8 protein-coding genes are annotated in these 12559 nt (G+C 43.8%); 6 read left to right on the top strand and 2 right to left on the bottom strand.

What is annotated here, in order from left to right; translation table 11 throughout:
- Window positions 1–472: 472 nt before the first annotated feature.
- Together EAE89_RS23400 and EAE89_RS00415 are read left to right on the top strand one after the other, a co-directional pair.
- Window positions 473–631 carry a DUF5993 family protein gene (locus EAE89_RS23400; protein WP_219847624.1) on the top strand — a complete coding sequence of 53 codons (159 nt, stop codon included), beginning with the start codon at window positions 473–475 and terminating at the stop codon, window positions 629–631.
- Window positions 632–645: 14 nt separating this feature from the next.
- Window positions 646–1215 (top strand): disulfide bond formation protein B, encoded by a 570-nt coding sequence (locus EAE89_RS00415; protein WP_054476403.1) that lies wholly within the window; start codon window positions 646–648, stop codon window positions 1213–1215.
- 67 nt (window positions 1216–1282) lie between these two features.
- On the opposite strand, the gene typA is transcribed toward EAE89_RS00415, so the two are convergent.
- The gene (gene typA / locus EAE89_RS00410; RefSeq protein ID WP_054476402.1) at window positions 1283–3124 is read right to left on the bottom strand and encodes a ribosome-dependent GTPase TypA; all 1842 of its coding nucleotides are present in this window, start codon (window positions 3122–3124) and stop codon (window positions 1283–1285) included.
- 526 nt (window positions 3125–3650) lie between these two features.
- Here typA and glnA point away from each other — a divergent pair.
- From glnA to glnG, 3 genes are all read left to right on the top strand, one after another.
- The gene (gene glnA, locus EAE89_RS00405; protein ID WP_054476401.1) at window positions 3651–5060 is read left to right on the top strand and encodes a glutamate--ammonia ligase; all 1410 of its coding nucleotides are present in this window, start codon (window positions 3651–3653) and stop codon (window positions 5058–5060) included.
- Window positions 5061–5216: 156 nt separating this feature from the next.
- Window positions 5217–6266 (top strand): nitrogen regulation protein NR(II), encoded by a 1050-nt coding sequence (glnL, locus tag EAE89_RS00400; protein WP_054476400.1) that lies wholly within the window; start codon window positions 5217–5219, stop codon window positions 6264–6266.
- A gap of 9 nt (window positions 6267–6275) precedes the next feature.
- Window positions 6276–7715 (top strand): nitrogen regulation protein NR(I), encoded by a 1440-nt coding sequence (glnG, locus tag EAE89_RS00395; RefSeq protein ID WP_214085169.1) that lies wholly within the window; start codon window positions 6276–6278, stop codon window positions 7713–7715.
- Between the two features lie 254 nt (window positions 7716–7969).
- Here the strand turns inward: glnG and EAE89_RS00390 are convergent, their stop codons facing one another.
- Window positions 7970–11176, bottom strand: a complete 3207-nt coding sequence (locus EAE89_RS00390; RefSeq protein ID WP_214085168.1) for an Eco57I restriction-modification methylase domain-containing protein — start codon at window positions 11174–11176, stop codon at window positions 7970–7972.
- Between the two features lie 509 nt (window positions 11177–11685).
- On the opposite strand from EAE89_RS00390, the gene EAE89_RS00385 reads away from it, so the two are divergent.
- Window positions 11686–12183, top strand: coding sequence for a class I SAM-dependent methyltransferase (locus tag EAE89_RS00385; RefSeq protein WP_342345850.1), 498 nt, complete (start codon window positions 11686–11688; stop codon window positions 12181–12183).
- Window positions 12184–12559 lie beyond the last annotated feature (376 nt).

Raw genomic sequence — 12559 nt, 5'->3', positions numbered from 1 at the left:
TATAGACCAAACCATTTATAAGTAAACCTACCAATAATAGTTAAATTGGAGAATCTTCAAGCAAAGATACTCTTCACCACTTTTAATCGTTTCCTACTTAACTATTAAAGAAAAAACAACTCATACAAACTCTCACCAAATTATAATCACGCTCATCCTTCTGAATGGTGGCAAACATAAATAGTATTGACTACAATTGTTATTAGCAGCACACTACGAATAGTGGGTTAAATCACACACTATTCAAATACCAAAACTTCACTTTAATAATGCAGGTTTGTACGTTTTCAAATGTGATACCAAAAAGAGTTGTTTTCATTAATACCATCAACGCATTTCTTTTAATGGATAACTGCTCGCTTGTATCGAAGTAAACGATCCTAAACTTAGTACGATGAATTCCCTACCCTGAAGAACGCAATCTACTACAGGGAAAGGTCTTAAATGTTCTTAAAAAACAGGAGAACCAACCATGTATATGTTTTTACCTTTTTTACTCGCATTATTTGCGGTTATCACCACCCTATATGGCAAGTATAAAACAAGTTATACCCTATGGGGTCTTCTTTTGGTGACGACTGTAGCTTGGTTTATCCATCATGCAACTGATTCGTTAAATCTATCTTTTTAACTGGAGACAATCGGATGAATCAGGTATTAGCAACAAAACAGAAAATCAGCTACGGCACGATATTCAACATCATTGGATTATTTGGTATTAGTGCCGCACTTACCGTTGCCTTCTATTATCAGTTAGTCCTTTCAGAACTGCCTTGCCCATTATGTTTGTTACAACGGACAGGCATGATAATGATAGGATTTGGTTTCTTATTTAATCTACGCTTTGGTATTAAAAGCGCGCATTACGGTATCGCACTTATTGGCTGTATCGTGACTGGGATTATTGCGATCCGACAAGTGTTTTTACATATAATGCCCGGTGATACCGGTTATGGTTCCGCCCTTTTTGGTCTACATTTTTATACTTGGGCACTCCTTTCCTCCATTATTGCTATAATTGCCATATCAGTCATGCTGATATTAAAAAGTCTGGAAAAAACAACCGAAGAAAAGGAAAACGCACCGGTTTTCGGTCAGATTCTTATTGGTTTATTTGTCCTATTAATTGCAGCAAATTTAATCTCTACCGTTCTGGAGTGTGGTGGCGGGCAATGTGATGACAACCCAACGTTCTACCAATTGCTGGGTAAATAATCTTATTGTTTAAAATTAAAAAACTCAGGGCGCCGTCGGCGCCCTAAGCATTAGTATCACAGTAAGATTACGATGCCTCTTTACTGCGGTACGCACGACGACGTTCGTTTTCTGTCAGATGGCGTTTACGCAGGCGAATAGACACAGGGGTCACTTCTACCAGCTCGTCATCATCAATAAACTCCAGAGCCTGCTCCAAGGTTTTCTTAATATGTGGAGACAGGGTTGTCGCTTCGTCAGTGCCTGACGCACGGACGTTCGTCAGTTTTTTACCCGTCAGACAGTTAACTGTCAGATCATTTGAACGGGAATGAATACCGATCACCTGGCCTTCATACACTTCTGCACCATGGCCCAAGAACAACTTACCGCGATCCTGTAAGCTGTAAAGCGCATAAGCAACCGCTTTACCCTGACCATTAGAAATCATCACACCGTTCTGACGGCGACCAATTTCACCTGGACGAATATCATCATAGTGGCTGAATGTTGCATACAGCAAACCCGTACCGGAAGTCATCGTCATGAACTCAGTACGGAAACCAATCAAACCACGGCTTGGAATAACATAATCAAGGCGCACACGGCCTTTACCGTCTGGCAACATATCACGCAGATCAGCTTTACGCTCACCCAACGCCTGCATTACATCACCCTGATGCTGCTCTTCAATATCCAGCGTCACCTGTTCAAATGGCTCTTGTTTACGGCCATCGATCTCACGGAAGATAACTTTCGGACGGGATACCGCCAGTTCAAAACCTTCACGACGCATGTTCTCAATCAGAACAGATAAGTGTAATTCACCACGGCCAGAAACACGGAACGCATCCGGATCTTCTGTTTCTTCGACACGCAGTGCCACGTTATGAACCAGCTCTTTCTTCAGGCGCTCAAGGATCTGACGAGAAGTCACATATTTGCCTTCACGACCACAGAAAGGAGAAGTGTTAACACAGAAGTACATACTTACCGTCGGCTCATCAACAGCCAGCGGTGGCAGCGCTTCAACAGCACTAATATCACACAAAGTATCAGAAATATTCAGCTCGCCCAAACCAGTAATCGCAATGATGTCACCGGCTTCAGCTTGCTCGCTCTCAATACGCTCCAGACCCAAGTGGCCCAGCACCTTACCAATTTTGCCGTTCCGGGTTTTCCCTTCGCTATCAATAATAGTGACGTTCTGGTTTGGTTTAACTGTACCGCGCTTGATACGGCCAATCCCGATAACGCCAACATAGTTGTTGTAATCCAGCTGAGAGATCTGCATCTGGAACGAGCCATTAAGGTCAACTTTCGGTGGCTCTACATGCTCAACAATCGCCTGATATAACGGCGTCATATCTTCCGCCATATCTTCATGATCAGTACCAGCAATCCCCATCAATGCAGATGCATAGATAATTGGGAAGTCCAGTTGTTCGTCAGTCGCACCCAAATTGACAAACAGGTCAAATACCTGATCGACAACCCAATCAGGGCGAGCACCTGGACGGTCAACTTTGTTAATGACCACAATCGGTTTCAAACCATGAGCGAACGCTTTCTGTGTCACAAAACGGGTCTGAGGCATTGGCCCATCCATGGCATCGACCAGCAACAGTACGCTGTCAACCATAGACATAACACGTTCTACTTCACCGCCGAAATCGGCATGTCCCGGAGTGTCTACGATATTAATACGGTAGTCATTCCATTTAATGGCGGTATTTTTTGCGAGGATAGTAATTCCACGCTCTTTCTCCAGATCATTGGAGTCCATCACACGCTCTGTCGCTGTCGCACGGTCACCGAAAGTACCGGATTGTTGCAGCAGCTTGTCAACCAGGGTGGTTTTACCGTGGTCAACATGCGCGATGATGGCGATATTACGCAATTTTTCGATCACAAACTTTGCCTCAGGCATTTAGAAATGGCGCGCTATTGTACACACATTGGTCGAAGGACTAAACAGGATCACAATAATCTATTCTTCACAACTTGGTACCTATGGAATTGTGATCCTTTTCACGCCCATAAACAGACGCATTTTCAGCACAAACGCACTAACATGATGCGCGATAGTAACATGATTGCACCAAAATAGTGCAATTCCACTAAACATCAGGATATCCTATCATAGGCATCCCCATAACACAGTATATTGCAAGGTGTTAGAAAGTTGGCACGCTTTTCGCAAATCGTTCACAAACACATAATAGTTTGCAAACGAGTAAATAGCCTTGTTAAGGTAAAATGATATATACCCAATGGATTTCAAAATGTATCGCGACGGCAAGAGAACGCATCCCCGGGAGCATAGATAACTCTGTGACCGAAGTGAGTGCAGCCAATAAAGAGGCAACTTGAAAGATAACGGGTATAACTGTGTTTTCTTTAAGTCTTATCACAACCATTTTATCAAGACCGACACAAACCAGGAGAAACCGAGTATGTCCGCTGAACATGTTTTAACCATGATTGAAGAACATCAGGTGAAGTTTATTGATTTGCGTTTCACTGATACCAAAGGCAAAGAACAGCATATGACCATTCCTGCTCATCAGGTTAATGCAGACTTCTTTGAAGATGGCAAAATGTTCGACGGCTCCTCAATTGGCGGGTGGAAAGGCATTAACGAATCTGACATGGTGCTGATGCCAGATCCAAGTACAGCCATGCTTGATCCCTTCTTTGATGATGCCACGCTGATCCTACGTTGCGATATCCTGGAACCAGGCACCATGCAAGGTTATGACCGCGACCCTCGTTCCATATCCAAACGCGCTGAAGATTTCCTACGTTCAAGCGGAATTGCAGATACCGTCCTGTGTGGACCGGAACCTGAATTCTTCCTGTTTGATGACGTGCGCTTTGGCAGTTCCATGTCAGGTTCTTACTATCATCTTGATGATATCGAAGCCGCATGGAACTCTGGGACTCAATACGAAGGTGGCAACAAAGGCCATCGACCAGCAGTAAAAGGCGGTTACGCCCCAGTGCCTCCCGTTGATTCTTCTCAAGATTTGCGTTCAGCCATGTGTCTAACCATGGAAGAGATGGGGTTGGTGGTAGAAGCTCACCATCATGAAGTTGGAACCGCTGGTCAAAATGAAATCGCGACCCGTTTCAACACCATGACCAAAAAAGCTGACGAAACTCAGATTTACAAATACGTCGTGCATAATGTGGCGCACAACTTTGGCAAGACCGCAACCTTTATGCCAAAACCGCTGGTTGGCGATAATGGTTCCGGTATGCATTGCCACATGTCCCTGTCCAAAAACGGCACTAACCTGTTTGCCGGTGACAAATACGGTGGCCTGTCCGAACTAGCGCTATTCTACATCGGCGGTATTATCAAACATGCCCGTGCACTGAATGCGTTTACCAACCCGACAACCAACTCCTATAAACGTCTGGTTCCAGGCTATGAAGCACCCGTTATGCTGGCCTACTCTGCCCGTAACCGTTCTGCATCTATCCGTATTCCTGTTGTGGCAAGCACCAAGGCCCGCCGTATTGAAATACGTTTCCCTGATCCGGCAGCTAACCCTTATCTGGCTTTTGCTGCTCAATTGATGGCAGGTCTTGATGGTATTATCAACAAAATCCATCCGGGTGATGCAATGGATAAAAACTTATATGACCTGCCACCAGAAGAAGCCAAAGAGATCCCAACTGTCGCTTCTTCTCTGGATGAAGCCTTGGCAGCACTGGATACTGACCGCGAATTCTTGACTCGCGGTGGTGTATTCACCGACGACGCCATTGATGCTTATATTGAATTGAAAAACAGCGAAATGGAACGTGTCCGCCTGACACCACATCCACTAGAGTTTGAGCTGTATTACAGCGTGTAACTAACAGCCCTATTCCTGCTGATCATTTTTTGTTGCCGTGAAACCTTTAGCCCATCTTCGGATGGGCCTTTTTCCCACTTTCCGAGTTCAGGCTTTTGCTGGGTTTTACGCTCGAACATGATACAGTGCACCAAAAAGGTGCAGGAGTGTAACCAGATGAAAACGGAAAATCTGCCCGATACTGGGCAAATACTAAACTCACTGATTAACAGCGTGCTGGTACTGGATACTGACCTTGTGATCCGTTACGCCAACCATTCAGCACTGCAATTATTAGCTCAGAGTGCTCGTAAACTATTTGGTACACCTCTTCCAGTATTGTTTAGTTATTTTTCACTGGATACAGAATTGATGCACTCCAGTCTGGTCAGTGGTCAGAGTTTCACTGATAACGAAGTGACGTTAGTGGTTGATAACCGCTCTCACATCATGTCGCTCAGTGCCCAACCGATTTCCGAGCAGTTCATCTTGCTGGAACTGGCACCTATGGATAGTCAACGCCGGTTAAGCCAAGAGCAGGTACAACAAGCCCAACAGATAGCTGCACGGGAATTGGTTCGGGGGCTGGCACATGAAATCAAAAATCCCCTCGGCGGGCTGAGGGGAGCCGCGCAATTACTTTCAAGAGCGCTGCCTGACCCTGCTTTACAGGAATATACCCAAGTGATTATTGAACAAGCCGACCGGTTACGTCATCTGGTAGACAGACTACTTGGGCCACAACATCCGGGCGAACAAATTAAGCAAAGCATTCATTATGTTGCTGAGCGGGTCTACCAGTTAGTCTCACTGGAAATGCCGGATAACGTGACACTAATAAAAGATTACGATCCCAGCCTGCCAGAACTGGCCCACTACCCTGATCAGATTGAACAAGTTTTACTGAACATCACCCGTAATGCCTTGCAAGCACTGGGAAAACAGGGAGGTTCTATTACCCTGCGTACCCGTACCGCCTTTCAGATCACCCTACATGGTGAACGCTATCGTCTGGCGGCCAGAATTGACGTGGAAGATAACGGGCCGGGTATCCCGCCACAGATTCAGGACACCTTATTTTACCCGATGGTCAGTGCTCATGAAGGTGGAACAGGTCTTGGTCTATCGATTGCTCGCAGCTTGATAGATCAACACTCCGGCAAAATAGAATTTACCAGTTGGCCGGGGCACACAGAATTTTCTATCTACTTACCGATCAAGAAATAGAGGATAACTATGCAACCGGGAAAAATCTGGATCGTTGATGATGATAACTCAATCCGCTGGGTACTTGAGCGGGCGTTAAGCAGTGCGGGAATGGAATGTACCAGCTTTGCAGATGCTGATAGCGTATTGACCGCACTGGCGCAAACCACGCCTGATGTCTTGATTTCGGATATCCGTATGCCGGGAATGAATGGACTAAACCTGCTGAATAACATCAAGCAGAATAATCCATTACTGCCCGTCATCATTATGACTGCCCACTCAGATCTGGATGCCGCAGTCAGTGCCTATCAGCAAGGGGCTTTTGATTACTTACCAAAACCCTTTGATATTGATGAAACAGTCGCACTGCTGGAACGGGCGCTTAGCCACTCCCGCGAACAGAATCAACCAACCAGAAACCCGCAGGCCGTCACACCAGTTTCCGACATGATAGGTGAAGCGCCTGCCATGCAGGACGTTTACCGTATCATTGGCCGCCTCTCCCGTTCTTCTATCAGTGTCCTGATTAATGGCGAATCCGGTACAGGAAAAGAATTGGTGGCCCACGCCCTGCATCGCCACAGTCCACGGGCTAATAAACCATTTATTGCGCTCAATATGGCAGCGATTCCCAAGGATTTGATTGAATCAGAGCTATTTGGTCATGAAAAAGGCGCTTTTACTGGCGCCAATCAGGTACGTCACGGACGATTTGAACAGGCCAATAACGGTTCGCTGTTTCTTGATGAAATTGGGGATATGCCACTGGACATTCAGACTCGCCTGTTACGAGTATTAGCAGAAGGCCAGTTTTACCGGATTGGCGGTTACGCACCGGTAAAAGTAGATGTACGAATTATCGCTGCAACCCATCAAGATCTAGAATGTTTGGTAGCAAAAGGCAAATTCCGTGAAGATTTGTATCACCGTCTGAATGTTATTCGTATGCAACTACCTCCTCTACGCGATAGAGTGGAAGATATCCCCCGCCTGACCCGCTACTTCCTGCAACAGACCGCTAAAGAGCTAAGCGTAGAAACAAAGGTTCTACATCCTGACGCAGAAATTGCCTTAATGCGTTTACCCTGGCCAGGTAATGTCCGCCAGTTAGAAAACATCTGCCGCTGGCTAACAGTCATGGCGGCAAGCCAGGAGGTGCTGGTACAAGATTTGCCGCCTGAATTATTTGAACCCCATCATGCCGAAACCGGCACGGCAATACCCGCAAATACAATACCTATAAATACAATGCCGGAAGACTGGCCGCAGCTACTTGCTCATTGGGCCACAAGTGCGTTGGAAAATGGTCAGCAGGATCTACTATCTGAAGCATTACCGTTATTAGAGCGTACTTTACTCAACTGTACGCTTAAACATACCAAAGGACATAAACAAGAGGCTGCCCGATTACTAGGTTGGGGACGCAATACTATTGCACGAAAATTAAAAGAATTGGGGTTGGAGTAAGGAGAGAATAGCTTTTGATGGACATCAGGATTTTATGGTTAAGACAGGGCTATAATCACCCTGCCTCTATCTTTATTACCCGTGTTGATATATCTACACCGTCGTTCATTAACACTTCCGACTCTGCCACAACTCAATAAGCTGTTCGTTCATATTCCTGATCAGGAATCCGTTGACATATAGCGGGGCTTCTTGATCTTCTGAAAGCCGTCATGAAGGCTACTTGCCATATATAGTCAACTTACCTTTGTCAACTATTCTACGAGCGTTAAACTCCAAGCGATCAAAACATTTTCCGCGACCGATTTTATTCGCTTGATAATCTTCTGACGTTCTGTTTTGTCATGACACTGATGAGCCTCCTCAACAAGCGCAGCAAGGCTAGTGTGCATCGTGTTGGTAATATCAAAATCAGGTAGTGATAGGTGTTTAAATACATCCGCAACCTGAATAGATACATTGTGGCTATCAATCCATTCTTGAACTGTTGGTGAGTTCAATAATCCACACAAATAATATGCCATTTCTTTGTCATCGAAGGACGCAAAGTATACTTTGTGGTCTGGAATATAAACACGCTCACCAACAATAGGTACGTTCTGAGAGCTCGCAACCGCTGCATAAAACGATGAAGACATTTCCGGCCAGATCACTTTCCACGGTTTGAAGGTATAATCACCAACGTTATAAACCGCATGGTAAGGGGCACCTTTCATCTGGCGACGATAGGTAGAACGCTCCAGTAAGAGTCTCTCAAATCCCTTAAACCATATTGAGGTTTTCTTCAGTTTCGGAGAATGCAACTGTGCATCTGCACTCTGGTACTCCGCATTTGAAATTCCCGTATTTGGTACAAACGTAAACAGTCTTTGTTCAACATCATCGTAATCTGGAGCAGAAAGTTTCAAGTAGCACTCATCAAAATCACTCGCCCCCTTAATTAAGGGGTAAAGCATATTAGGTTCTACCCATTGAGTTTTCTGTGACCCAATATCTTTCCGACCAGCCTCAGGGCGGCTTTGAATCTGGACGAGAGTGCCATTATTTTGCAAGATTGGAACAAAATAAACTCCATTAAGATCTGTGGTGATACCCTTTCGCCCCTTAGTCCATTCACACTGTGATGATAGGTATTTAATCGCATTGAAGCGTCCAGGTTCGAGTATTGCCCATGGAGAACCTTCATCACCAACCGGAAACGCTTCTTTTGTCGTGTGCGAAATAACTTTCAGCACATCATTAAGAGGTGTGCTGGCCCTAATAGCTTTCCTGTGACCAGGATTAGCTGACCATACCTTGTAAGTCACAGGATATTGTGCAGTAACGATGGATTTCCGGAACAGCACAACTGACGTGTGGTTGCTTGCATCTTCAAATGGTTTTAATCCCTTCATGTCATCAACAGACAATGGTTGAAGATAAAGCGAATCCTCACGTTGTGGCTCTAGCTTGAATGTTCTAAAACCTGCTGATGATGGGTTCTTAAAAAGTGTGCCCGTGATGACAAACGCCAGTTTGCCGTCTACATCCAACCATTTGTCGGAGACCGTGTAGGTTATCATGGCGGATATATCGAGTTCATTCCCACCATGACGTTTGGTCTTAGAAAAAATACCATAGCCTTCACACGTTGGTTTAACACGTTCACGATAAAGATCGGGTAGCTTTGACCATCTAACCCAAGGAGGATTTCCAATAACTAAATCAAATTTGCCTGCTGACGCTGACCAGAAAAAGTTCCTGACAATACGGAACCAAATACCGTTCCATTGCCGTCTGTGTAGATTTAACACTTGATCATAAGTGTGTCGGAGTGGTTTGTCCCAATCCGATAACTCTTCTTGGGTGACGATACCTGCTGCTATCAGTTTTTGGCTGGATTTGGCGAACGCCAATCCCTGCTCAACATCTTTACCCATTCGTTCAAACACAAAATCGAGGCGTTCTCTGTTTAAGGCCAACTCGACAGGCAAGAGAATATTCAGTTTAGCTACCTGACTCCCGATGTTGTATTCAACAATTCTATTTTCTCCGGAGGGGATCTCAGCAGGTGAATAAATGGCATCAGCCATTAGTACAGGAACCTCAATATCTATTCCTGGACATGCAGCGAGAAGGTCTGCAATTTCCATAAGGAAATTTACACGAGCAGTCTGAACAGCGAGTGGATTCAAATCAAAACCCCATACACTATCACATAGGTTTTTGATAACTTTAGACACACTCCACCCTTGCAGGGCCGCCAACTCACGTTTTTTACGGATCACCGCCAGCAAAAATGCGCCAGAGCCACAGGTAGGATCTAACACACGCTTCTCTAATAGTGTGTCGTTAGTCGCTCTCTGAAGCGTGAAATCAACCAACCAGTCTGGAGTGTAGAATTCACCAAGGCTCTGCCTGAGTTTGCCTGGTACAAGGCTTTGGTATAGATCTCGCAAAACATCCCTTGTCCTGGATAAATGATCAAGCCGATATAGAGACAGCACCGAGAGCAACCGCCGCAAGGAGGGGAGTAACGCCGGAACAACCTTATTTCGAGCAAGGGCAAGATACCAGCTAAAAATAACCTCTTCGACAAAACCGTTAATACCCGCTTCCCTGAAAATGGCCGATTTCTCGATAGCGTCGTCCAAATAATTAACCAACTCATCATCATCTTTTTGTGCTGACATACTCTGAGCAGGTTGAGTCGATGATGTTAATCCGTGTGCCGACACAATTTCAGCAGCTAACAGTTTGATAAAAATCGAATTATAAGTATGAATGACAAATAGCCGTGCCGACGTAGAATCTTCCCGAAAACCATTCCAGCTAAATGCAATTTCTTTGTTAATAGCCTCTGTCTGTAAAATTGACATATCAGCAACTTGGCCGTACAGCGCTCTCCACTCCTCAAAAAGCATTTTAATTTTGTTGTTACCTTGCTGTTTTAAGTAGTGAAACAGTCCATCAGACATAGCTTGCATAAATTCACGAACATTTGCTGACCCATGCCCAAAATCGGCCAATAGGTTCTCCGTTGTTAAAGCTTTTCTCGTATCGGAGATAAAAGCGTCGATCACCAAATCGACCGCGTAGGTTGAAAAGGGAATTAAGTGTTGAGTATAAATCTGATCGCCATGGACCTGAGAAAAACAAATGTGCTCACCGTCAATAGCTATCCCAATAAAGTCAGATTCGGGAATTCCTGTTTTCTCTGACTCACGCTGTATATATGGCAGAAGCCGTTCTTCTGTGGCATTTTTAAAGCCAAGGCTATCCTTCTTGCCACGAAACAAACCTGGAGCTTTGAATTCAATGATTACGTGATTATAGCTTAAGTCTTTACGTCCTCGTTCAGCATTCAAATGAAAGCCAGTAGCGCCTTCTATCGCCTTCATCCAAATGTATCGAACTTCTTCTTCACCTTCCCAAGGCTTTAGGCGCTTTTCCTGAATAGCTTCGTATGCGTCTTGACTCATTACGTACCATCTTGTAAATCGGTGTAAAATTTTCCCAATTATGAACCTGAACAATCATAGCATCAACCGTATAATCCTATTTTAAAAGGCTTAATCAACAGTTAAAACCTTATTATACCGATTAAAACCAGAAACTAAAAAACGGTTTTTAATAACAGTTTAAAACTTGCCAATTATAAAGCTATTAGTAAAAAATGAGAAAAGCAATTGGCTTTATTAATTCTTATACACCCAGTAAAAAAGGAGGAATAAGAATATTAAATAGATAATATATTTTTAAAAATTAATCAATTTTAATAACATTTTAACCTATAAATAAAATTTTTATCAGCCAGTTAAATAACCGAAAATGAAAAAATGAGTAAAAAAATACGCAAATATATTATTTAAATCACAGTCTCTTAAATCGCCAATTTAACCCTGTTTTACACTATACCCAATAGATTTCAAGATGGATCTCGACGGCAAGGAAGCGAATCCCCGGGAGCATAGATAACTATGTGACCGGGGTGAGTGAGAGCAGCCAACAAAGAGGCAACTTGAAAGATAACAGGTATATAACCTTGCTGGACCTCAATCCAAATAGTCTTGCTGCAGCCTCAAAGCGAATCGGTGTGAACAGGATAAACCATGTATTACAGCATGATATATACATGCCTTTACCAGACAGTGAAAAAGGGCAGTATGACACCGTTTCTATGTATTATCTGTTGCATTGCTTGCGGGGAAATATGCATGAAAAAGCGTTAATTATTAAACATGCATCACAAGCTTTAACTGATAGTGGGACGCTTCATGGTGCTACCATTTTAGGGAAGGATGTTGAACATAACTGGCTTGGTCGATATTTAATGAATATCTATAACAAAAAGGGAATTTTTTGTAATTACGCGGATTCCTATGACGATTTAAAAGAAGTCTTAGATAGGTATTTTAAGGATGTTACGATAAAACAATATGGAACAGTCGCTGTATTTAAAGCGACAAATAAAAAACAAGGAAATTAGAATATATTCCTGGGGATGTTGGGATTATTTACAATATCCCCCTGAAAACCATAAGTTTCCCTTCGCACCACGCCAGATCAAAATTGATTGACTCGCTGTATTACATTTGATAAAAACATTATCAAATGTGATTAACTTAGAATCAATCAAGAAATAAAACCGACAAAAGACAAGATTCAGCAGTATCACCTACCAGTTGAAAACTACAATTTTATACAAGTGAATAGAGCACACCTGAAAGAGTGGCGTTCACTGACAAGGAAAAGTCCAATAACCTCATGCACCTGATTGGAATGCAGGGCACACAGCCAACGCAGATGTATGCAGTTACGTAACTCTGACTGAAGTTACGAGGATATTTTTAAAAGTCCTCATA

Source organism: Photorhabdus heterorhabditis, assembly GCF_018448905.1.
Taxonomy (GTDB): domain Bacteria; phylum Pseudomonadota; class Gammaproteobacteria; order Enterobacterales; family Enterobacteriaceae; genus Photorhabdus; species Photorhabdus heterorhabditis.
Note: the sequence above shows the minus strand (reverse complement) of the source record. Positions and strands in the feature narration are given on the sequence as shown.

Bases quoted from the DNA above. Each gene is read 5' to 3' on its own strand.
- EAE89_RS23400 (WP_219847624.1), top strand. From the start codon at position 473: ATGTATATGTTTTTACCTTTTTTACTCGCATTATTTGCGGTTATCACC.
- EAE89_RS00415 (WP_054476403.1), top strand. From the start codon at position 646: ATGAATCAGGTATTAGCAACAAAACAGAAAATCAGCTACGGCACGATA.
- typA (WP_054476402.1), bottom strand. From the start codon at position 3,124: ATGCCTGAGGCAAAGTTTGTGATCGAAAAATTGCGTAATATCGCCATC.
- glnA (WP_054476401.1), top strand. From the start codon at position 3,651: ATGTCCGCTGAACATGTTTTAACCATGATTGAAGAACATCAGGTGAAG.
- glnL (WP_054476400.1), top strand. From the start codon at position 5,217: ATGAAAACGGAAAATCTGCCCGATACTGGGCAAATACTAAACTCACTG.
- glnG (WP_214085169.1), top strand. From the start codon at position 6,276: ATGCAACCGGGAAAAATCTGGATCGTTGATGATGATAACTCAATCCGC.
- EAE89_RS00390 (WP_214085168.1), bottom strand. From the start codon at position 11,176: ATGAGTCAAGACGCATACGAAGCTATTCAGGAAAAGCGCCTAAAGCCT.